At 50.0% G+C, this 20,572-nt stretch carries 23 protein-coding genes; 6 read left to right on the forward strand and 17 right to left on the reverse strand.

All coding sequences use genetic code 11. From position 1 onward, the window contains the following. Positions 1–248 precede the first annotated feature (248 nt). Together C3F35_RS25770 and C3F35_RS25775 are read right to left on the reverse strand one after the other, a co-directional pair. Positions 249–815, reverse strand: a complete 567-nt coding sequence (locus C3F35_RS25770) for an HAD domain-containing protein (RefSeq protein WP_015062996.1) — start codon at positions 813–815, stop codon at positions 249–251. A gap of 99 nt (positions 816–914) precedes the next feature. Beyond that, positions 915–1,430: a lytic transglycosylase domain-containing protein gene (locus tag C3F35_RS25775; protein ID WP_032610469.1), complete on the reverse strand. Its 516-nt coding sequence runs from the start codon at positions 1,428–1,430 to the stop codon at positions 915–917. Between the two features lie 147 nt (positions 1,431–1,577). On the opposite strand from C3F35_RS25775, the gene C3F35_RS25780 reads away from it, so the two are divergent. Genes C3F35_RS25780 through C3F35_RS25790 form a run of 3 tightly spaced genes read left to right on the forward strand, consistent with a single transcriptional unit; the run spans position 1,578 to position 3,202 of the window. After that, positions 1,578–2,327, forward strand: coding sequence for a thioredoxin fold domain-containing protein (locus C3F35_RS25780; protein WP_040113318.1), 750 nt, complete (start codon positions 1,578–1,580; stop codon positions 2,325–2,327). Between the two features lie 25 nt (positions 2,328–2,352). Next, positions 2,353–2,745 (forward strand): hypothetical protein, encoded by a 393-nt coding sequence (locus C3F35_RS25785; protein WP_040113319.1) that lies wholly within the window; start codon positions 2,353–2,355, stop codon positions 2,743–2,745. A gap of 34 nt (positions 2,746–2,779) precedes the next feature. After that, positions 2,780–3,202: a hypothetical protein gene (locus C3F35_RS25790; RefSeq protein ID WP_015062992.1), complete on the forward strand. Its 423-nt coding sequence runs from the start codon at positions 2,780–2,782 to the stop codon at positions 3,200–3,202. 58 nt (positions 3,203–3,260) lie between these two features. Here the strand turns inward: C3F35_RS25790 and C3F35_RS25795 are convergent, their stop codons facing one another. Continuing rightward, positions 3,261–3,872 (reverse strand): hypothetical protein, encoded by a 612-nt coding sequence (locus C3F35_RS25795; RefSeq protein ID WP_015062991.1) that lies wholly within the window; start codon positions 3,870–3,872, stop codon positions 3,261–3,263. 105 nt (positions 3,873–3,977) lie between these two features. Here C3F35_RS25795 and C3F35_RS25800 point away from each other — a divergent pair, with 105 nt between their 5' ends. Beyond that, a complete protein-coding gene (locus C3F35_RS25800) occupies positions 3,978–4,787 on the forward strand; it encodes a DsbA family protein (protein WP_015062990.1) in 810 nt (269 codons plus the stop codon). Positions 4,788–4,838: 51 nt separating this feature from the next. Here the strand turns inward: C3F35_RS25800 and C3F35_RS27295 are convergent, their stop codons facing one another. The 14 genes from C3F35_RS27295 to C3F35_RS25870 all read right to left on the reverse strand — a co-directional run bounded on the left by C3F35_RS27295 (position 4,839) and on the right by C3F35_RS25870 (position 18,500). Next, entirely contained in the window at positions 4,839–4,892 is a 54-nt protein-coding gene (locus tag C3F35_RS27295) for a DUF4113 domain-containing protein (RefSeq protein ID WP_223203177.1), read from the reverse strand. A gap of 198 nt (positions 4,893–5,090) precedes the next feature. After that, the gene (locus tag C3F35_RS25810) at positions 5,091–6,590 is read right to left on the reverse strand and encodes a helix-hairpin-helix domain-containing protein (RefSeq protein ID WP_032610464.1); all 1,500 of its coding nucleotides are present in this window, start codon (positions 6,588–6,590) and stop codon (positions 5,091–5,093) included. Positions 6,591–6,615: 25 nt separating this feature from the next. Further along, on the reverse strand, positions 6,616–8,253 hold the full coding sequence (locus C3F35_RS25815; RefSeq protein ID WP_040113320.1) for a PP2C family serine/threonine-protein phosphatase: 1,638 nt from the start codon (positions 8,251–8,253) through the stop codon (positions 6,616–6,618). Then, positions 8,253–9,293 carry a TerY-C metal binding domain-containing protein gene (locus C3F35_RS25820; RefSeq protein WP_040113321.1) on the reverse strand — a complete coding sequence of 347 codons (1,041 nt, stop codon included), beginning with the start codon at positions 9,291–9,293 and terminating at the stop codon, positions 8,253–8,255. The genes C3F35_RS25815 and C3F35_RS25820 overlap by 1 nt, the downstream gene beginning before the upstream one ends. Positions 9,294–9,378: 85 nt before the next feature. Next, complete coding sequence (locus tag C3F35_RS25825) at positions 9,379–10,017, reverse strand: vWA domain-containing protein (RefSeq protein WP_001253658.1); 639 nt, start codon at positions 10,015–10,017, stop codon at positions 9,379–9,381. Beyond that, entirely contained in the window at positions 10,017–10,658 is a 642-nt protein-coding gene (locus C3F35_RS25830) for a TerD family protein (protein ID WP_000116681.1), read from the reverse strand. The genes C3F35_RS25825 and C3F35_RS25830 overlap by 1 nt, the downstream gene beginning before the upstream one ends. A gap of 22 nt (positions 10,659–10,680) precedes the next feature. After that, a complete protein-coding gene (locus C3F35_RS25835; RefSeq protein WP_001388628.1) occupies positions 10,681–11,319 on the reverse strand; it encodes a vWA domain-containing protein in 639 nt (212 codons plus the stop codon). 463 nt (positions 11,320–11,782) lie between these two features. Then, a complete protein-coding gene (gene terW, locus C3F35_RS25840) occupies positions 11,783–12,250 on the reverse strand; it encodes a tellurium resistance protein TerW (protein WP_001176767.1) in 468 nt (155 codons plus the stop codon). Positions 12,251–12,267: 17 nt separating this feature from the next. Next, a complete protein-coding gene (locus C3F35_RS25845) occupies positions 12,268–13,476 on the reverse strand; it encodes a DUF4236 domain-containing protein (protein ID WP_000506888.1) in 1,209 nt (402 codons plus the stop codon). A 10-nt stretch (positions 13,477–13,486) separates the two neighbouring features. Continuing rightward, the gene (locus tag C3F35_RS25850; RefSeq protein WP_040113322.1) at positions 13,487–14,443 is read right to left on the reverse strand and encodes an HpcH/HpaI aldolase/citrate lyase family protein; all 957 of its coding nucleotides are present in this window, start codon (positions 14,441–14,443) and stop codon (positions 13,487–13,489) included. Further along, positions 14,443–15,522, reverse strand: coding sequence for a cysteine protease StiP family protein (locus C3F35_RS25855; RefSeq protein WP_040113323.1), 1,080 nt, complete (start codon positions 15,520–15,522; stop codon positions 14,443–14,445). Before C3F35_RS25855 ends, C3F35_RS25850 begins: the two co-directional genes overlap by 1 nt. 1 nt (position 15,523) lies before the next feature. Then, a complete protein-coding gene (locus C3F35_RS25860; protein ID WP_001040062.1) occupies positions 15,524–16,297 on the reverse strand; it encodes a hypothetical protein in 774 nt (257 codons plus the stop codon). Then, positions 16,290–17,432 carry a phosphoribosyltransferase domain-containing protein gene (locus tag C3F35_RS25865; RefSeq protein ID WP_001282603.1) on the reverse strand — a complete coding sequence of 381 codons (1,143 nt, stop codon included), beginning with the start codon at positions 17,430–17,432 and terminating at the stop codon, positions 16,290–16,292. Before C3F35_RS25865 ends, C3F35_RS25860 begins: the two co-directional genes overlap by 8 nt. A gap of 9 nt (positions 17,433–17,441) precedes the next feature. Beyond that, positions 17,442–18,500 (reverse strand): ATP-grasp domain-containing protein, encoded by a 1,059-nt coding sequence (locus C3F35_RS25870; protein WP_040113324.1) that lies wholly within the window; start codon positions 18,498–18,500, stop codon positions 17,442–17,444. A gap of 322 nt (positions 18,501–18,822) precedes the next feature. Between C3F35_RS25870 and C3F35_RS25875 the strand changes: the two genes are divergently transcribed. Both C3F35_RS25875 and C3F35_RS25880 read left to right on the forward strand, forming a co-directional pair. Beyond that, positions 18,823–19,404, forward strand: coding sequence for a TerD family protein (locus C3F35_RS25875; RefSeq protein ID WP_040113325.1), 582 nt, complete (start codon positions 18,823–18,825; stop codon positions 19,402–19,404). Next, complete coding sequence (locus C3F35_RS25880) at positions 19,404–20,561, forward strand: TerD family protein (protein ID WP_040113326.1); 1,158 nt, start codon at positions 19,404–19,406, stop codon at positions 20,559–20,561. Before C3F35_RS25875 ends, C3F35_RS25880 begins: the two co-directional genes overlap by 1 nt. Positions 20,562–20,572: the final 11 nt, after the last annotated feature.

Here is a 20,572-nt window from a genome sequence, read left to right on the forward strand (position 1 = left end):
CACCGGCTAACTGAGCATTGGATAAGGTTTGTTCAGTTTTAAAACAATGGTCAAACAGGATACTATCTTAATCACGATTCAAATTCTCTTTCCAAATCCAGTTCACTCGCCACCCTAAGAAACGTGAATGCTTACTGGCCTAAATTAAAGTTGAGGAAAAAGTTACTTTTCTGATCGACTGATGCAGTGTTTTTGGTAGATGGCGAATCATGGTTTTTTTTAACGGAGTGTGTGGAAAAGTTACTTTTTTAATAAAAACGGGCCATCAGTAGGTTATATCTGGCTATCAGATCCGTTATGTCCTTTTCTTTAACCCCCGTGTAATAATCCGTACGGATCAGGTGCGGATATTCTGGCGGAAACAGGGTCGTATCGTCATCAAGGCAGATAAAGGCTTTTACCTGGTGCCTGGCCACGAATTCTTCACATTCAGCTGCACGTACCCCTATTCCCCCCGAGGGTAGACACAGGGATGGGGTTGCGCCAATTACCCGGTCTCTGTACGGCGAGCGGAAAAGTGACTTTAGGTAGGTAATACTCCCGCATTCTCTCCATGAGCTTGATATAACGATGAACATTGAAGGACTTGCATCAAGTAACTTCTCAATCAAATACATCCGTTCGAAAGATTCATTCTGACATTTGTGGATTACACCATCAAAATCCAGGAAAAGAACAATATGGATTAATGGCAGAGGTCCCCATAAGCCAGCTGTTGATTCATCCTGAGGCAAGATCCCGTCCAAGTCTTTATTTCTAAGCTTCTGTGGAGAACAGCGTATCTTGCACAGGAATTCGTATATTGATTGGAGCATACCTAACCTCTTTCACGGGACAGTTTCACTCGCTCAGTGATGAATTGTTCACAGCCACGTAAAACAACTAAACAATAAATTGGAGAGTAGGGGGGTAATTTACTCCGGAACATTTTTTACAATATGTCCGTTGTACTGGGTCTTTGGTTGCGTCCACTGATATAACTCGTCCATGCCATTCCGGCCCTGAATCCGGCGATTGTATTTGACCATGAAGTTAAAGATATACCTCGCCCGGACCTTAGGGGTTTTGCTGTTGTAATCGGCAATCCCTTCAAATACATTACCATTTCGGTCTACAATTTTCCGGTAAAGCCACCAGGTACCTACCCAGAAACTGGCACAGGCGTCATAGGCCAATACCCGCCAGGTAACAGACGGAAAGTGGCCACGTATTTCCGGCAGATTGGACGAATTGATCTGCATAGGTCCAATATCATAAGTGCCATTTTTATTCCGGCTGAACGTTCCCACTTTTCCGCCTTCATTATCAAAAAGCGTAAAGACCAATTCTGCATCAATCCCGAAAAAGCGGGAGGCATCGGTAATGCACTGTGTGTAGACTTCAACAGGAACGGGAATAGGTTTCACATCATCTGCTGGTGGTATAAACACGAGATAATCTCCACTGGAATTACATACTGGATATTCTCCCACATCGCGGGCTAAAAATTTTTACTATAGGGAGGGAATTTTGTCCCTTAAGCGAATTTGGAGGATTTTTTCGCATGATAGTATTAATGCTCCATTAAAGGAGCTGAAATGAATAAGACTATCAAGGCATCATTCTTATTACTGGCATCTTGTACGGCCTTTAGCATGAATGCCCAGACAGTGAAAACTGACGTGCTTCCTGATGCAGCACTGAAGAAATTAAAAGAAGTTGGGCTGTCCATCGAGCATATTGAACCATCCCCAGTAAAAGATATTTATACCGTGATTTCAAGAGAAGGCGTGAGTTACGTCAGCAAAGATGGTGATTACATTTTTACCGGGAGCTTGTTTCATGTTAACGGCAAAGATGTGGAGAATACAACGGAACAGGCGATACTGAAAGGCGTCAGGGAGTTTGCTGCTAAAACAAAATCCATAGAATATAAGTCGGCGAATGAAAAATATCGCCTGGCGGTGTTTACTGATATAACCTGCGGGTATTGCCAGAAACTACATCATGATCTTCAATCCTATCTCGATGCCGGGATCTCAATAAAATTCCTCGCTTTTCCGCGTGCAGGCCTGAACTCCGTGGTCGCGGGGAATATGGCAAAAATCTGGTGTGCGGCCAAACCTAATGATGCGCTGGATGCTGCAATGAGCTCGATATCAATCATTCCGGAAGGACGGCCTGACGCGGCCTGCCTCGATATTATCAAATCGCATTTCCAGGTTGCTTCAACTATTCCGCTTCAGGGTACGCCAACCATGGTAACGCTGTCGGGTAAACCTCAGTTGTTCACCGGCTGGTTGAGCCCGGAAAATCTGGTGACCCGCATGGGCACCGCACAAAAGTGACTTTTCACGACTGCAAGAGGTGATTATGAAATCTGTAATACTGACAACGTTAATGCTCGTGGCGGTTGGCACTCAACCCGTCTTTGCGGCCCAATGCCAGTTCGGGTCCTGCAACGCAGACATTGAGGCCAGCAGTGAACTGCTGGTCTCTGCGGCTCAGACGGATAAAGACGCGGTTTTAAAAAAACTTAATGACGCATCATCCCCCAGCGACGCCATGTCTAAGCGGGTTGAATCGTATCTGAATAATGACAGGCTAAAGGTGAACACCGACAGTACCCGGAAAGGTCCGGGCAATGGAATCGTGAAGCCGACGGATGAGCTAGCGCCGGTAAGGCAGCTGAAAGTCATTCGCCCCGAGCTTGTACAAAACCCCATCACCCAGCCATTGGTTGCCTTTTATGAACGTATGGCCTGAGAGCGCCGTATATCCGCGATTTGGGGGTTAGAAAATGTCGCTCTGGCTCAGCATTGTCACCCGGGCAACGGGATTACCGGATAAGCGGTATTTAAATGATCCGGTGATCTTCCGTTATTACCAACAAAAGATCCAAAAGGCTCCTTTTGCCCTGGTCGGATGGACTCTCTGTTTCCTGGCAACCATCGGTGTGTCGCTGGGACTGGAGCTCTCCAACCAAATATTACTTCTCGTTCTGCTGATTCTGTTTTTACTAATGGTGGTTCTCCAGAGTCGGTACCAGTTCATGCATCCGGAGAGATGCATCAGTGCTCGATTTTACCAGGAGGTGCTGGACGATGCGTCAGTGTCAGATATTCAGAAAGCGCAGTTTGAGTATTTGTTCGTGTCCAAAGTGGATGCAATGACGATCGGTGATCTTTACCGGCTCTATGATTTCAACAGAGGAGGCCGGTAAAGGTGCGGCATGCAGGTGAGAAAAGTCACTTTGCGGTTGGGCGTTGCGGTGCTGGTCATTAGTTCCAGGGAACCGATGCGACATAGTTTCCGGAGCGTAGCGGGGCATCCAGTTTCCCGGCCAGAGCGTCGATCATTGCGGAATACGCAATGCTGTCCGATGGGATTGGCGCATTGCTCTGCATACTGACTTTAAGAACCTGTTGTGCCCCTTTCCCCGCAGGGTAGACTTCCACATCAAGGCGGCGCCAGAAATGCCTCTGTGATATCGTCTCTGACCCCACGATCCCGCTGACGGGTTTATAGTCATAGTCCGTCTGAGTCTGCCCGTGTTTATCTTTTTTCGTTGTCTTCTTCTCGACGACATATCCGGTTATGCCCGTCACCAGCTGTTCACTGTATTGCATATTTTCCTGGGTCTTACTGTAACTGAATCTGAGAATATAGTCGGGCAGATGGTTGGAAATATTAAACCCTATCCCCGTTAATCCACTCGCAAACCGGGCTGCAAACATGCGCGATTGTATACTGTCATCAGGCGCTACAATTTCAAATTTCTTGTTGCCTACCGGGCGTGACATTAAATCGTAAGCATCAACATCATTCCCGAAATGATAGCTGCACCCACATAAGAACGTTGTGGCGGTCAGTAAGAATAAATGCCGTAACATTCTAATTCCTCCAAAAAGGGTTCTTTAACGAATAATTCCGATGTGCTGTGACAGTATAATCGAACACAGGTTGATAACTAACAAGTTGAATTCGTAAAGGTGGCTATGACTAAATTAAATTATTTAAAACCCGTAGCGTCTGTTTTAATTTCTGTGTTGATTGCGACGGCTGGCTCTGTGTATATCACGTCGAAATATTTTAAAACTGAGCTCCCCAGTAACGATGAAGTAGGAAAGGTAGCGGCTACCTATCTGGTAAAAAATCCTCAGTATCTGCTTGAAGCGGGTAAGGCTCTTGAAAACCAAAATACCAACGCCTCCCTTGAGCGGATCATCCCTTACGCACCGGCTCTCTTCGAGACCAAAGAGACTCCCAACATTGGACCGGATAATGCGGCCGTCGCCGTCATCGAGTTTTTCGACTACCAGTGCCATTTCTGTATGAAGGTAGCGCCGGTCGTTGAATCCGTGTTGAGCCAGAGCAGCGATGTTAAATTCTTCTTTAAAGAATTTCCAATCTTCGCTGGTTCGAAACCCGTTTCTGCGATGGGGGCGGCGACAGGCCTGCATGTGTACCAGGCATTTGGCGCTGAAGCGTATCGTAAGTACCACAACAACCTGATGACCAGCGCGTATGTATTCTTCAACAACCAGCGAGGGTTTACGCTCAGTGATTTAGACATGGTGGTGAATAAATCCGGGTTCAACAGCTCATTCAGCGATCGAGAAAAAAGTCGCTATGAGAATGTCATTTCCGGAAATATGCAACTGGGGGAAGCTCTCGGGATCAGCGGAACGCCAGGGTTCATTATCATGAACATGCAAAAACCCGATGCTGCAACGACATCATTCATCCCGGGGGCTGTCGACGAAGCTACCCTGAAATACGCAATCCAGAAGGCCCGTGGTGGTTAAAGTAGCTTTTCATGCCAGAACTGACCATGCCGGGTAACACTGGCATGGATGTCAGGCTTTTACGACAAGTAGCTCATTCCAGCGAGTGGTATACCGTGGCGACATTGACAGTATGGTCTGCTACCCCCTGAAATCCTGCTGAATCCCTTCCCCAAGCAGGAACAGAGAGCTACGCAGCTCTTTGTTAAACCGATCCATCGCCTTCATAAGCGCTTCACAGCCTCGTTTGGCGGGCCGCTCATCGAATTAGTCGCGATGAGTGGCTCAATGCCGTAACAGCTAAAATCTGGTAAGAGATATTTGTTAGTTTTCTACTAATTGAACGACTACCAGCCTGCCACCTTCCTCTTTTGACAAAACAAATTGAGCGTTATTCTTCAGTTCTATTTTTTCCCCAACCATAATCTGCCGCTTATCCGGTAATGACATTAGTCCTGATATGCCTTCATTTACCAACCACCATTGATCGTTATGGTAAACAAAATAACCAACCCGTTTCCTTTGTGCATCCGTTGTACGTTCATTTGGCGCGATAAGACGATTCACATGCCACGCATAGATAGACTGCCCGCTCCAGACCATCAACCGGTGATCGTCAGGACGATAGCTGCCTTCTTTACGAGAAGAATAAAAATTAAGCACTGGCAACTTACCTTTATACGGCGTACCGCAGTAAGGACAGACCGGCTTTGTCTTACCCGAGAAAACGTACCACTTCTGTTCACATTTCGTGTTTTGGCAGGGCTGTATCAGGTCAACGGTCTTAACCAAGGCACTTTCCCACTCATCGGCGGTAGGGCGTTTTGTGGCATCATGTAAGCCATCGATGAAGGCTCGATCAAACAATGACGTCAGGTAGGGACCCATGATGGTGTAAGGAATTTTACCCGGGTCAGCCCAGGGAAGTGAAAAGGAGGATAACTGACTGATTTTGACTGCATTACTTTTGTCTGTCGGATGTTCAATGAAGAGCGCTTTCTCACCCATTGATAAGGTTTCATCACGCACTTCATCCGACATGTCATGTATTTTTCCGCCACGTAGCGGATGACGGAAAAACAGGTACATGTAGATAAGCACCGACAGTGCATGGCGGTCAGTAGTAATGCTTGGCAGTACGCGGTTCGGATCTTCTTTGGAAAGATGGCTGGTTTTCACCACCTCCGGAGCGATAAAATCCGGAGTGCCCACCACATCGGGAGGATACTTTCCAGGAACGACTAGGCCGTCTACGTCAATGATGCAGGCATGGCCCATTTCTGGATCAATCAGCACGTTTTTATAGCTGAGATCGCTGTGACAGAGGCCAGCTGCATGCATCCTTCTGACGGCTCTTGTCAGCAGCAGACAGACTTTGAGATAGGTAAGCGTATTGCCTCGTTCACGCGGATCGAGGAATTTATTCTGGTTGCTGGCGCTGGCAAACCATTTGCCTTCTTTCTCCCGGCCTTTAATATCCAGAAAATCATCGTTTTTGGAACCATATTTAAAGAAAAAATGGTTCTGGTAGGTTGGAACCACGATACCGATTTTATTCCCATGCTCAACAACGTGGGTCGGCCAACAAAACAGATCCTTCCAGTATTCGCCACCGGATTGTCCAAAAATGTTTTGCCTGTAGCGGCCGGTGATCATATCAATACGATCCCGGGCCTGCTCATTCTGCGGTTTTTGATAAAAAGCGACGACGTAAGATTTATCAGGCGAAAAGTAAACATCCTTCATCGAGCCTGAACCAATCACCTCGTCAACATACTGGACTGTTTCGCCGTTCTTTGTTTTACACGTAACGATATTTGCCATATTGATCACCGAAAAAGCGTATCCCTTACCACAACACCGCAATAGTGCGGTCATCATGGTTCCCAGTGGAGAAAAAGTTTAACCAGTCGCCTAACCCCTCAGACGCAATACTGGCGTCTGCGAGGATAGGGGAGATCTCATTAATGAGACGGGTCCATTTTTCGTCACTGCGAAGCCCGTTATCAGTCTCAAACAGAGGGTCTGATACGCCGTCGGTCATAAGGATCAAGTGAGATACGTCATTCCATTTGCCCACGCTGATGCGACCAGTAAATGATGGGTCTGCGATAATGCTCTGGTCAAGGAAGCGGGTTTGTCCTGCGTATTCTCCGCTATCGGGATTTCCAAGTATCCTGACTTTACCTGAAGGACTGTATGCACCTATCGCACCATCGCCAAGCCAGAAAGCAGCTGCAAACAACTCGTTTTCAGTTCGCAGTGCTACAGTTGCAAGAAGGGTTGTTGAATAGGATTTCACAGGTTGTTCTGCACAAATGGCTTCGTTCTGGATGCTGTTGACCGCGAGCGTAGCTGCCTGTTTAAAATGATGAAGCATGGCGTTTATGGTTGCCTGCTGATCGCTCCCTTCCCAAGTCGTGATATGCTCTTTTAAACGGACGCCTTTCACTCCACTGAGCTGATTGAAAAGGTAATCGCCAGCCGTCATGACTGCAATTCGCGATCCCTCTCTGGAATTTACTGCACTACCGGCCCCGTCTGCGACCAGCATGACAGACCATCCTGTTTCCTGGCAGTGGTTGATATAGAAGTCATCATCTCTGAAGCTCCCGGCATGCTCATGAGAGCGGCCCCGGCGACTGGCGGCAGCAATACATATGTTATCTCTGACCAGGCCAGCAGAGTCCAGATGGGCCTTAGGGTAGGGAGTGTCTGCTGGTGGTTCTATTACCTTCCACAGGCTTCTCGGATCCGGGTTTACTACAAAAAGTAACTTTGTTTCGCATTCGTCGTGCGAAGTGTATGACCACAGTACTGAAAGCTCAATATCGCCAATTTCAGTGGGTATGCCAGTGAGCAACCCTTGTTCTTTTTTATACGACAAGCCAATGTCCCGGGGAAAGACAACGTCTCTTATCGTCGCCCGTCCACCCTCATCCAGTATGATGGCAACCGGCGAAGAGAAACGTTCGCCTGCGCGGGCGTTGGGTATGGTTATTCTCGCTGTCGGGGGCATTACACATTGCACTGCTGACCCGGTCCGATGCTGGCTTTCCGGTACCTGCCCAGGTTTTAGTATCGGAGACGGCTGGTTTTCAGTTTCATTTTTTCCTGGTTTCTGAAGTTCGTAAAAAGGCATCAATTTCCACAATGTAGGGCTGGTTTCGTTGACTGTGGCTGTTTGCGTCTCTTTTTTGTCAATAGCGTGGTTTCCCTGCATATCCTCATCAGTCCCGACCGGCTGTTGCTTTTCGGCAAGGCCTGGAGCAGGCGGGAGGGCAGTCACTGATTCGTTCTCACCTTCGTTAACCAGTGCAGAGGTACCTTTTGCAAGGTTCTCAATCCGCTTTATAAGCTGCATAACCTCGGCAGACAGGGCAGGATCCTGGGATGGAAGGGAAAGCCGCTCACCTTCTGCGGTGTGGCTGAGCTCAGACAGAACTAAGCGGATAATCTTTTCTTCAAGTGACGTATTTTGCGACATCAACCTCTCCCTCTGTTTACGTCGAAGTTAGTGTTTCCGCCATCATTGCTGAATGAAAGACCTTTTTCACACCATGGGCAGATCACGTCATCGGGGCCATCAATGCAGAGCAACTTCCCGCATGAGCACATGGCAAACGCACTGGCATTACCACAGTGGGGGCAACCCGGTACACCATGCAGTTCGCTTGTGTTTACCTGCAAATCGGTAGCGGTGGCATCTGACCACGCAAAATAGTCCTCATCAATGGGATAGCATCCGGCAATATTAAAGTTGTTCAGGTTCAGGTTGAAATCGAGCCCGGAAATCCTTGCTGGTGGCCGTTCATACTTCATCAGATACGGACGACGGGTCTTGCTGCAACGGCCGGTAAGCGTAACGCAGTTTTCGTCGTACGCTTTTACTGGCTCGTCCTTGGCCAGCCGGACTATGTATTCAGTCTGGCTGAGCTCAGGTTGTTTGTCGTCTCCGACGCTGCGGCTGTGCGCCGTAACCGAGGCTGTGATCCATTTGATGAAGCGGGTAAAGTCCCCTTCCTGAGACTCGGTGAACAGCATGACATTCTCTGTCAGTTGCCGCAGGGTATTCAGGTCCGCTGACGGCCCCAGGCCAACGGCAATGAGATTCACTTTACTCGCGTAGTGATCCTTCCAGCGCTTCACTTCTGCGGTTGTGTCGTCAGTCGGACGTCCGTCGGTAAGGAGATACACGACGGGTTTCCAGTCGCCTTTAGCCTCATGAGTGGTTTTTCTGACCTGGGTATCAATTTGTACGGTCAGCTCACGCAATGCGGCCCCAAGGCTCGTACCGCCGCCAACGGGAAGGCGGGGAGGGTAGAACGAGGCAATTTCGTGAAGAGGTACAATCGTACGGGCTACACCGGCAAATGCGATTACCGAAACCCAGGCTGTTTCAAGTGCGTGTGGATCCTTTCTTAAATCTCCGACGATCATTTGCAGACCATCAGTCATTTTTTTCAGGTTTTCACCAATCATGGACTCTGAACAGTCCAGGACAAAAAACACGGGAAGGCGTCTCATAATTTTCCTCGTACGGCTGGTACGGCCAGCAGAAAACGTTGCTGTACAGAAAGGTGCTGCCCGGAAAGCAGCACCTTTCTGTCTGTCAGAGCACCAGCTGGATTTCTGGTGGAGGAGGGGGAAGGGTATCAGTTCCGTTATTGATCCCCGCGCTTGTGCTGCCGGAAGACACGCTGGCCGATACCCATTTAAAGAAACCTGCAAACGCGGTTGAATCTAGCGTCTCCAGAGACACAACCTTATCGGTGAGCTGTTTTAAGTGCTCATGGCCTGCTTTAGGACCAACGGCGCAGGCAATGATGGATCCGAATCCCCGGCCGCGAATCGCTTTTACCGCTTCACCGTACGCCAGGGCATCAGAAGGGGTTCCATCAGTCATCAGGAATACCAGAGGACGCCAGTCTCCTTTTGTATCACCATCTGAGCGACGTACATCCCGTTCAACACACTGCATCAGACATTCAAGGGCAGCACCGGTGAACGTCCCGCCTGCGCTTGGCACAACGATGTCAGAAAACTGGAAGTCTTCCAGCGGCGTGAGAGGAATGAACTCACGCGCCTCATTGTCATAGGTGATAATGGAGATATGAACGCTTTCGAGGGCGTAGGGATCCTGGCGAAGAGCGCTAAGCATCGCCTGAATTCCAACGTTAACGGAATGGATGGACTCACCGCGCATCGAGCCGGATGTGTCGATAACAAGGTAAACAGGCAGGCGGCGCATCACATGTAATTCCTCAGGTGCGAGACAAACGAATCTGATTCTGAAGGCTCACCAATTGCCCTGAGTTTCCAGCCTGTAGCCTCGCGTATCAGCTCGGCAAAAACCATGGAGCGCTGGCTGGCGAAGGCGGGTCCGCCAGAAAGATCGAATCGTGCCATTTCAATATTACGGGCATCTACTGCCCGGATGAAGGCATTCTGAACTTTACCAAAGTGCTGCTGGAGCTTTTCACCATTGTAGATCTGAACGATGAACACAATTTTCTCGTACTGAGCGTCAAGGGAATTCAGGCGCACAATAATTTGCTCATCGTCACCGTCACCGGCTCCGGTTCGGTTATCGCCCGTCAGCCAGATATTTCCTGACTTATGGCGAAGGCTGTTGAAAAAGATGATATCGCCATTCACAAGCGTTGGTTTACCATTTTCCACATTGCCGAGATCGGTCACCTTTCCGGCTGAATTACACAGGAAAGCGATCACATCAAGGTCGTATTCTTCTTCTTTTTTACCAAAGATCCCGCCGAGGAAACCTTTCTTTTCCTCATTAATATCCCAACCCAGGCCGATAGTAACGGACGAGAGATCGTATTCATTTTTTTTCAGGCTTACGCCCTGGCCTTTGCTCAGACTGACAGACATGACATCCCCTTAATTAATAAAATTATAAGACCACGTTTACTTCTGGCGGCGGTGGTGGCAGGTCTTCAAGACCGATCACTTCTTTTTTGCTGGACTCCACTTTCTGACTGCCTACCGAAATGCTCGCACTGACCCATTTAAAGAAAGCTTTAATCGTCGAACTGTCAGCTGTATCGAGCTGAACCACGATTTCAGTGATTTCTTTGAGGACGCTGGTATCGGCATCATGCCCGGCTGCACATGCCACAACAACGCCGGTTCTGGCCGCTTTAAAGTCATTTAGGCCTTTACGCCAGTCATCATTCGGACTTCCATCCGTCATCAGGAATACAAGGGGACGCCAGTCACCTTTAGTGTCAGCCGTCGTTTTCTGTACTTCTTTGGCAATGGAGCTGGCCGTCAGGGTAAGCGCTTCGCCAAGAGAGGTGGTGCCGCTGGCTGTTAGTGCTGGCATCTGGAAACTCAGGAGGTCTGTCAGGGGGACTGCCTGTCGGGCTGAAGAATCAAAGGTGATCACTGACACGTAAGCCGTTTCGAGTGCATACGGATCCTGTTTCAGCGTGGTAAGCAGCGTCTGAACGCCATTCTTAACCGCTTCGATAGGCTCTCCGTGCATAGAGCCGGACGTGTCGAGTAGCAGATATACGGGTAAGCGTCTCAAATGTAATTCCTTCTTAAGAGATCGGAAGAGGAGAGTAGTTTCAGGAAGAGGCCAGAGTTTGTAGATTTGATAAAACGGCACGACATCTGTCGGGTGGAGATTAAATACTCAGAAGCGGCATTAAAGAAATAAGTTAACCACCATTGAATTACCGACATGTGAATGGCCTCTTATCAGAGAAAAAAATTCAGACCGTACTGGAATATAAGATTTCTGAAAAAAACTCCGGCAAAAATAAACTTTCTTATGTATGAAAATCATCATACATCACAGATCTGCATGAATGGAGTGTAAATCGCCCAAAGATTGATGTGTAGCACAAGAGGATGTCAAGACACCAGGTTTTGTAGGCAGAAAGGCGCTGCTGACATTGCGGGAGGAGAATAGATCAAAACTCCGTCACGCAGATACAGAGGTGAAATATGACAAAACCGGGGTTTTCACCCCGGTCTGAGATTTAGCGTCAGGACTTTTTAGCGCTGTATTCTTTTATCAGTTCATCAACGGAGTGCAGAGCCAGCTTCTCTACCGCTTCACTTCGGGTCGAGCCACTCAGCGCAGCCAGACGGTCAATTTTTCTTAAAATCCGCATGCGTAGCGATAATGACACGGCTGTTTTTTTATCCTTATCGAGTACGACCTTCCCTGTGGACTCACCGGTTTTCAGTTCAGCATTCTGTGCGAGCGCTTCATTCATCCGGCGAAGGGTCTTTTTATCCAGCTGGCCCGGATTAACGAGATGGTATGAATGACCTGCCTTGCTGTATTTGATCTCCGCAGAATATGACTCGCGTAGCTCTTTGAGTGCCCGGGTTAATGTCGGCTCTGAGCATTCCAGACTGGTTATAATGTCGGCAGCGGAAACGGGCTTGCCGGTGCCCAGTAAGTTGGCAAGCTTAAAAATCCGGGCCTGTCTGGTATTTAATTGCATCGTAAGATTTAGCCTGCTTAAAGGGTTAGTGGTTCAATAGGCTGAAAAATGAAGGTACTGCTCATCTTTCGAATAACCGGTTGATCGCCTAACGCTTCAACCGGATCAATGTGTTCTAAGCCTGCAAAATTTACTGACGACATCTGGCTGCGACTGCATTTGCAGGACAGGATATACTCATCCTCCAGATAGCCGGTCCGCTTACTGACCCGTTGCGTAAAGCCTGACACAATCACGTTGTCGAACGGTAGCGTATGTAAAACGATACCGACCAGGCGGAACAAGCAGCCATGGACGTGGCGGGCATAGTTTTCGCGTACGGCTTTTTGCGTCATGGCTTTTTCCGTCAGCTCCGTGCCCCGGGCATTAACGCCGTAAATCTTATCAGGGAAATCTTCAATCTCAGCTAAATCAACATCCAGCAGGACTGCTGATAGCTCCGGCTTTACTTCAAATGCAACAAGCGTTTCACGCGGCCATTCAGTTTCTGCCAGCACACCCGCCAGGTATGATTCGAAAAACGCGGCGTCTGTCCGGAACTGCTGCCGGGCATCTGCCTGAGCCGTGGCGAGCCGTTTTTCATGTTCTTCAGCCTCAAACTTCCAGTTTGCATACTGTTCGGCCCAGGCCGTCCGTTGTTGCTGGTACCGGTGCTGTCGAAGGGTATTCTCACGCTCCACATCAATCAGCTCCTGCTGCCACCGGCGAAGATTTTCGGCGTGGCGCTCAGCTTTAGCTGATTCCGATTCAAACCATTTACCCAGAAAACTAATGCCTTCGCTCTCGGCAGGCTTTTCCGGCAATGCAAGATAGTCTGGCTTTTCTGGACGCACCGGTGCCGGAACCTGAAAAGGCGACGTTCTGTTATGCAGGTATACTGCTTCCAGCTCTGCCCAGCTGATGCCTGTTTTGGGATCCGGCGTCAGCTCGTGAATATTACGGATTGCGGTCACCGCTGACATGAGATCAGCGGCTTCCTGCTCAAGCGCCTGTCTGAGCCCCGGGTCGGTAGCCGTCCGGTTCCCACCTCCGGAACGCGCGGCCCGGTCAAGCCGGGTACGGTAACTCAGCCCGGTACCGGGCAAGCCCAGATTGGCATAGGTCCCCCGGCTTCCAAAAGAAACGGAAGCACCTCTCGGCCCGACACTCAGGCTCGGTGCACCGTTACTCAGGTTGAGGCGAACACCAGGAATAATGTTGATCGACTTTCTGAACCTGAACCCCATTATGATTTCCTTAATGATGCTGGGTCACGGTAAGTAATCTGATTCCATCAGCGCTTTGCTCGTTCTGTAACCCATAAAAACTAGCTCTGTCCAGAATGCCAGCCGCCCAGCGGCGATGTGTGGCGGGTTCACACATTGCTCCCTGCGACTTAAACACGGCCTGGGTAGAGTTCAGGATCCGCAGAGCGTCAGAATGCTCACCCTGAGTGACCATCAGCGCGTTTTGAATGACCTCTATCTGACCCGGGTGAATGGCCGTTTTCCCAACAAGCCCATGTGCCATATCAAGAGCCAGCTCTCTGGCCATTACGGCATGATCGTCAATATGCTCACATACGGGCGCGGTCAGGGCAAAATCACGCGGGCCGAAGACCGAAACGAGCATTTTGATGACGTAGCCCATCGGGCTGTCATACAGCGTCAGGTCCCGGGGACGGCGAAGCGACACAACGTTCATAAGATCGTTGCCGCCGATTCGAAGCGCAATAATGCGGTCGTGGCAGGGATGTTCCACCAGACGGGTGGCCAGCTCGCGCATCTGAACCACGTCAAAGACGTCTTCTGTTTCCAGCGTTGGCATCATGCACAGGTGAGTCCCGCCCATGATATCCCACCATTCAGCTAACGAACTGAGGGTAAATTTCGGCAACACAAACCCGTCGACAGCGGAAAGATCATAATGCGCTTTTAACCATCTGCCCATGTCGGCATGCCGGGGGCGAATGAACACCAGAGGCCAGTCATTTTTACCCAGGCTACGCATGCTGTTACTGAGCTCGTGCAGCAGGTGCTCCAGATTTTTGAGGGCGATGGGGATGTCTGCTTCACTGACAGCATCCTCAAGGCAAATTACCAGAGAGCGCAAACCCGGGATTTTCCCATGCAGGACGGCATCAGCAATATCTTCCCGTGTTGCAGGCATGTATAGCGTGGCTCCCAGATTCCAGGGAGAAAGACGATTTTTCATCAGAGTACCTTCTTGATAATGGTTACAGCCCGATACTGGCCGAGGGTTCCCCCCATTTCTGTAACAACTATTCCCTTTTCACGAGCAAGCCCTACAAGCAAGGCAACGTCCGGGTCGTCAATAGAACGCACAAATATATGGTCCGGTACCCGACGCAATACAGCCCGGGTTGCTTCAGCAATACCGGGTTTAATACGATTGACGCTGTCCACTTTAAATTCATCGGCCAGGAACGCGATAACGTCGCAACTTGTCTGCCATAAGATCCGGGCTGACTCCGTATTCCAGCTCAGGGGAGCGAGGGATGTCGGTGTTAACTTCTTACGGAAATGAGCGACGGTATCGACAAACATCCGGCTGCATTCGAATTCACTGAGATGCTCGCAAACCATGCACCCATGTAATCCTTCAGAGGACCATACTGACCGGGAGATCAGACCTGATACCGGCGCACCCATGATGCCAAAAGGAATGAGCCAGTCATCATCACTTGCTGCAAGCCAGGAACAGCCACAGGGATCGGCCAGGACAACCAGTCGCGGCTGCTCAGGATAGCCCGGGCGATCTTTCAGTGCGCGTACAAGCTCTCCGGTAATTGCGCCTTTACCTGTCCATCCGTCAACAAAGACAATACCGCTGGTACCATGCCGCTCTTCAATGACGTCGAGTGCTGCACCGTCAATTCCACGATCCCGGATGATGCTGATGCCGTAATGCCATGAGGTTTTCCCCATGTCACGCAGGGCCTGGTGCAGCATAACGCCGAGCGGTACGCCAGCTCTGACAAGACTGGCCAGTACAATGGGCTCATCACCGAAGCGTTCGGCCAGAGAAATAGCGAGCTGTGTGACTTCTTTTGCAAGCCTCTCTGCGCCCCGATCCAGCGCCCGGTGAAACAAATCAAGATGCCATTGTGTTGGTGCTGGCTCCTGGCTGAGCATGTCTGAATAATGTTTCTTCCCGGACTGAATCAGCTCTTCTTTTTGATCAACCGGCGTCATCTCAATGACAACCGGCTTTAGCAGAAATTCCACGTCACCGGGCTGGTATGAGCCGGTAAATGTTTCATGTGGCTGCATTTTAATTTTCTCCAAAAATTCGCTGTGAAATGGCATCTGCAAACTGACTCTGACGCGGGATGCCAAACCAGCTGCACAGTTTCATAAAACGATGATCGCTCAGGCTGTCGCCCAGACCAATTACGGGGAAAACGCCGCGTTCAGCTCGAAGTTTTTCAAGCAGCCAGCTGACGGCCAGCCCTTTCTCAACCGGGGTGGGTAGCCAGGCCACGTTATTACTGTTGCGGTGGATGTAGAAGCCCTCGGTCGGAAACACCGTTTCTATCTCATCTGCAATGGCATTGAGCTCGTCAAGGCGGGTGCTGTCGCGGTGTTTCATCACCATATAAACCGCCGTTTCACCGTATTCGAAGTTCAGTCTTGCCCAGGCATTAATCCCTTTTGCGTCCATCATTTCAGTTATCAGTCGCTGCATCGATGTCAGCTTTTCCTGATAGGGAGCCAGCTGGCCGAGCATATGGGCCTTCCACTCCTCGTCGGGGTTGCCTTCAGGCGTGAGAATGACGGCCCCGTGCGTGGTGATTGCCCAGGAGTGGAAAGGGATCCGTACGCGGCTGATTTCTTCAGTTCCCCGTGCGGTAACGGGAATGAGTTCAGCCTGCTCCAGAAGCCAGTCCACTAACATGGACTGTTCTTCCGTCATAAAGCTTCGTGGATTCAGGGTACGATCAACGGCACCGGTACGGAATGGCTCCAGGGCCAGCTCGTCCACCATTTTACGACGGGTCTGAAAGAGCGTGTCGTCAAGGTCGCTCAGAACAACGGGTTTATTCATAGGTAACAATCTCCACGACGGGCGCAACCTCAGCCAGCGCCTTAAGAAGCTGCGCGTCAATACTTTCTGCGGGTGTCTCAGTACACACAAGAATGCGGTCAAACTGCTGGTGGGCGACGTTATAGACAAAATTGGGGATGCCCAGCCCGTAGTTATCCGTAAAGGAAATGGCGGACTCAATGGCATAACCAACGGCGATAGGGGAGCGGGTGGTCGAACCGTAAAATGCCTTTGCCCCGGCAGCTTCGAGCCGTTCTGCAAGCAGGAACGGCTCCCAGACGAATTCCCCTGTCCCGAGAACCAGAACACGCTCCCCTTTGCGGACGGAAACCTCATGGCCGAGATCGGCCGCAGGTGCGAGCATCCCCAGTCGACCCCATGACTGTTTCCCCTGGATGTCCCATTCTCCGCGTGAAGTTACGTTGACTTTCGGCATGTCCGGGACCGGTGCATCTGGTAATGTGGTCCATCCCCACTGACCGCTTACAAGAGAAACAGAAGTGACGGGTAAGGTGCTGCGCTCGGACAAGGCTTTGCCACTCCAGTCGGTAAGCGTAACGGCGATAACCTGTTCAATATGTTGAAGCTTGCCGGTATTACGCAGGGCAGAAAGCAGGTTAATAAAGGTATTACCGGTGGTTGCCTCGTCATCAATCAAAACCAGCGTTCGCGCGTTGGTAACACGACGTCTTTTCTCTTCATCATCTGGCAGATAGATCAGATGATCAGTGGCGTGGCTGTGTTCTTCCTTGAACTCGCAAAGCAACGTGCCATCAACCGGGTGACGGGTAGAGGTCAGATATACAGATTCACGATGCTGGTGGCGCACTTCATCAAACACACCGGCCCCAAGCCCAACGGCGGTTTCAGCCATACCGATAAACAGTACGGGCCCTGTCAGCGTTGAGGGGAACTGGCTGGCAAGCTGTCTGTAGGCCTGCCGCATGACTGAGGGTGGCACGGGAATGTGCCTGCCGAGTACTTTGCTGACAAACAGAAAGGCGCGTTTCGGGTTACGTCTTTCAGCGATATCAAACAGGTCATCGAGCGAAACTTCACCCTGATCGCGGATTACCTGAATCGTACCGCATGAGAGGGTACGGCGATAAATCATATCTTCGAGGTTATCAGACATAAACACGCCTTAATTCAAAAGGTTAGAGAGTGATTCCGGGTATGCAATTACATCCGTAATGGCTCTCACCGCAACCGGAGAAAAGGTGTTTTTAGCGCTCTGGCGCACCATATCTTCAGACATCAGACCGAGCTTAAAGGCAGCAAATAACCCAGGAAGGTTCACCCCGCTGTGAAGGGTATAACCCACCCCCCCTGACGGACGCATGTTGGTTTCAAGCAGCACCGGGTTGCCATTCACATCGTTTCGCGTCTGAACATTCACCAGCCCGTCGGCCTTCATAACCCGGGCGCAGTCACACGCCAGTTCCCAGGCGCTACCTTCGTTTACCAGATACTGGATAGCCCCTTCCTTACGGCGTCCCACGGCTGCGAGTATTTCGCCCTTATCCGCGAGGATATCGACGGAAAATTCCGGGCCTGGCAGGTACGGCATCAAAACAAGGGGTTTAAACGACTCAGCAGCTGATGCTGCTGCAATATACTGTTGCGGACTGACCAGACGATGTTCGGGATGATTAAAGACGGCCATAGGCGAAGCACTGTCATCAAAGCGCCAGAATCCCATGCCATAGATACCCGTCACCGGCTTCACGCATACCGGGCTGTCAGTGAACGGCGGGGACGCGAGGTGTGTCTTTAATTCTGCCAGCGTATTCACCCTCCAGGATGGTACAACCGGGAGTCCCTTTTGCTCCATAAACTGAGCAAAAGTAACTTTTTCGTCAGCCAGAGTTAACCAGTCGACGCTCGTTGCACCGGTAGTAAGGGTGGCACCGGTCGATTCAATGGCTGAACGGTGTTCTTCAAACCACTGGCTGTTACGGCCAGTATGAATATGGTGGATGCCGTAGGTCTGAATGGTTTCCTGAATAAACTGGAGACGTTTTTGAGGATCTTCAGGTTCAGTCAAAGAATAATCGGCAACGGAAAGGATTTCATTTCTTTCGTTACGGTGGGAGGCAAAAACGGTAATGGCAAAATTATTTTTTTGTGCAAATGATTTTACCCCCTGAATAATATCTCGCTGGGAGGATAAACCTTCCATAAACCAAATTTTCTTGTTCATTTTTTTTAATTATCCGGAACGTCATGCAAATTTATGATTGAGAAGTGAGTCTATGAGTGTCTAAGCTACATGTCAATCATAGTATGATTAATAACTTCTGTGGTTATGAAGTGAGTCAGTATTTTTTGGATTCCAGATAAAGTATTGATATTTAAATTAAACATAGAAAATTAACACCCTGAAAAGGTTTTCTTTTTTATGTTTTTACAGAAAACTACCAAAATTTCCCTTGTCAGAGAACTTCATCATGATATGATTTTCTTCGTCAGTTAATAAACAACCCTTTGATTGTCTCGGTCATTACTATTTTAAGGAATAGAACATGGTTTCATTAGTTAAGAACCAGACGGTATCACTCAGCAAAGAATCATCTGCATTAAGCCAGCTTCATTTCGGTCTCGGTTGGGATCCGGTTAAGAAAAAAGGTCTTCTTGGAGGATTGTTTGGAGGCAACGACTCAATCGATCTCGATGCTGGCTGCGTATTAATGGACAGCACCGGTAAAACAATTGACACCATCTGGTTCCGCAAACTGGAATCCACCTGCGGCGCTGTTGTGCACAGTGGCGATAACCTGACCGGTGAGGGTGACGGTGACGATGAAGTGATTAAGGTCAACCTCTCCCGACTGCCTGCAAACGTTGAATACCTGGCGTTTACGGTAAACAGCTTCCGTGGTCAGTCGTTCAATGACGTCGAAAACGCGTTCTGCCGCGTTGTCGATCAAACCGGCAAAGAGCTGGCTCGCTACAAGCTGACTGAGCAGGGCTCACATACCGGGATCGTTATTTCTTCGCTGCACCGTAATAACGGCAACTGGGACTTTACCGCCCTTGGCCATGCCTGTCGCGGCCGCACAATTGACGATATGCACTCCGATATCGTTTCAGCGGTTATCCGCTAATGAACCTGACGCCGGGGGGCAATGCCCCCGTTCCAGCCCAGGAGTTGCGGGTCCGGATCACCTCGGGCGGCCAGGTGGATGCTTCGGCGTTTCGCCTGTATGCCGACGGGAAGGTGCAGGGTGATGCGGACATGGTGTTCTATGGTCAGCCACGTAACGATGATGGTACCGTCAGCCTGGTCAGTGAAGGCCAGTACTCAACCTTTACTGTCGCGCTCAACCGGCTGAAACCTGATGTCCAAAAAATTGCGTTCACCGTGACCTGTGACGGTGGGCAGACGGTGTCCGGTCTTCGTAATCTTTCCATCGACGTGGAGCAAGGGGCTACCGGCCTGGTTAGCGGCAGTGTCGAACTGAGCGGCCGTCAGGAAGCAGCCTTAATTCTGGGTGAATTTTACCGTCGTAATAATGACTGGAAATTCCGCTTTGTTGCGCAGGGGTTCAACGGTGGACTTAAACCGCTGGCAGAGCATTTCGGCGTAAATATTGCCGACGAACCTGCTCCCGCAGCCCCGACTCCTCCGGTTGTAACCCCTCCGCCAGTTGAGACAAAAATCAGCCTGAGCAAGGTATCGCTGACAAAAGAGAAGCCTGCAATCAGCCTGACCAAACGGGATAACTTCGGTGAAATCCGGATCAACCTGAACTGGCACCGGGGCAGCGGCAAATCCGGCTTTGCAGGCATGTTCGGCTCCAAAGGAATCGACCTGGATCTGGGGGCCTTTGTTGAGCTTCAGGACGGGTATAAATCGGTCATTCAGGCGCTCGGTAATGCATTCGGTGATTATCGCGATGAACCGTATGTTCAGCTCAAGGGAGATGACCGGACGGGTGATGTATCAGACGGCGAGTGGCTGCATATCAATGGCCGGGAATGGAAGCATATCCGTGAAGTGCTGATTTACGCCTTTATTTATGAAGGTATTCCCAGCTGGGACAAGACTGATGGTGTGGTCACCATTCATGTGCCGGATCAGCCTCCCATTGAGACCCGCCTCACCGAAGGTGAAAACCGTCGCACATTGTGCGCCATTGCCAGACTCGTAAATGAAAACGGCGCGATTAAAGTCGAGCGTATCAACCAGTACTTCAAAGGCCAGGACGAAATGGACCGGGCATTTGGCTGGGGATTTCGCTGGAGCGCCGGTTCTAAATAACACAGCAACAA

This window comes from Leclercia sp. LSNIH3 (assembly GCF_002935105.1).
GTDB classification, from domain to species: domain Bacteria; phylum Pseudomonadota; class Gammaproteobacteria; order Enterobacterales; family Enterobacteriaceae; genus Enterobacter; species Enterobacter adecarboxylatus.

What these genes read in the sequence shown, in the direction of transcription:
- C3F35_RS25855 (WP_040113323.1), bottom strand. Translation starts at nt 15,522, where the DNA reads ATGCAGCCACATGAAACATTTACCGGCTCATACCAGCCCGGTGACGTG.
- terW (WP_001176767.1), bottom strand. Translation starts at nt 12,250, where the DNA reads ATGCAATTAAATACCAGACAGGCCCGGATTTTTAAGCTTGCCAACTTA.
- C3F35_RS25875 (WP_040113325.1), top strand. Translation starts at nt 18,823, where the DNA reads ATGGTTTCATTAGTTAAGAACCAGACGGTATCACTCAGCAAAGAATCA.
- C3F35_RS25880 (WP_040113326.1), top strand. Translation starts at nt 19,404, where the DNA reads ATGAACCTGACGCCGGGGGGCAATGCCCCCGTTCCAGCCCAGGAGTTG.
- C3F35_RS25850 (WP_040113322.1), bottom strand. Translation starts at nt 14,443, where the DNA reads ATGAAAAATCGTCTTTCTCCCTGGAATCTGGGAGCCACGCTATACATG.
- C3F35_RS25870 (WP_040113324.1), bottom strand. Translation starts at nt 18,500, where the DNA reads ATGAACAAGAAAATTTGGTTTATGGAAGGTTTATCCTCCCAGCGAGAT.
- C3F35_RS25780 (WP_040113318.1), top strand. Translation starts at nt 1,578, where the DNA reads ATGAATAAGACTATCAAGGCATCATTCTTATTACTGGCATCTTGTACG.
- C3F35_RS25830 (WP_000116681.1), bottom strand. Translation starts at nt 10,658, where the DNA reads ATGTCTGTCAGTCTGAGCAAAGGCCAGGGCGTAAGCCTGAAAAAAAAT.
- C3F35_RS25810 (WP_032610464.1), bottom strand. Translation starts at nt 6,590, where the DNA reads ATGGCAAATATCGTTACGTGTAAAACAAAGAACGGCGAAACAGTCCAG.
- C3F35_RS25845 (WP_000506888.1), bottom strand. Translation starts at nt 13,476, where the DNA reads ATGGGGTTCAGGTTCAGAAAGTCGATCAACATTATTCCTGGTGTTCGC.
- C3F35_RS25785 (WP_040113319.1), top strand. Translation starts at nt 2,353, where the DNA reads ATGAAATCTGTAATACTGACAACGTTAATGCTCGTGGCGGTTGGCACT.
- C3F35_RS25790 (WP_015062992.1), top strand. Translation starts at nt 2,780, where the DNA reads ATGTCGCTCTGGCTCAGCATTGTCACCCGGGCAACGGGATTACCGGAT.
- C3F35_RS25825 (WP_001253658.1), bottom strand. Translation starts at nt 10,017, where the DNA reads ATGCGCCGCCTGCCTGTTTACCTTGTTATCGACACATCCGGCTCGATG.
- C3F35_RS25795 (WP_015062991.1), bottom strand. Translation starts at nt 3,872, where the DNA reads ATGTTACGGCATTTATTCTTACTGACCGCCACAACGTTCTTATGTGGG.
- C3F35_RS25865 (WP_001282603.1), bottom strand. Translation starts at nt 17,432, where the DNA reads ATGTCTGATAACCTCGAAGATATGATTTATCGCCGTACCCTCTCATGC.
- C3F35_RS25770 (WP_015062996.1), bottom strand. Translation starts at nt 815, where the DNA reads ATGCTCCAATCAATATACGAATTCCTGTGCAAGATACGCTGTTCTCCA.
- C3F35_RS25820 (WP_040113321.1), bottom strand. Translation starts at nt 9,293, where the DNA reads ATGAGACGCCTTCCCGTGTTTTTTGTCCTGGACTGTTCAGAGTCCATG.
- C3F35_RS25800 (WP_015062990.1), top strand. Translation starts at nt 3,978, where the DNA reads ATGACTAAATTAAATTATTTAAAACCCGTAGCGTCTGTTTTAATTTCT.
- C3F35_RS25860 (WP_001040062.1), bottom strand. Translation starts at nt 16,297, where the DNA reads ATGAATAAACCCGTTGTTCTGAGCGACCTTGACGACACGCTCTTTCAG.
- C3F35_RS25815 (WP_040113320.1), bottom strand. Translation starts at nt 8,253, where the DNA reads ATGTCGCAAAATACGTCACTTGAAGAAAAGATTATCCGCTTAGTTCTG.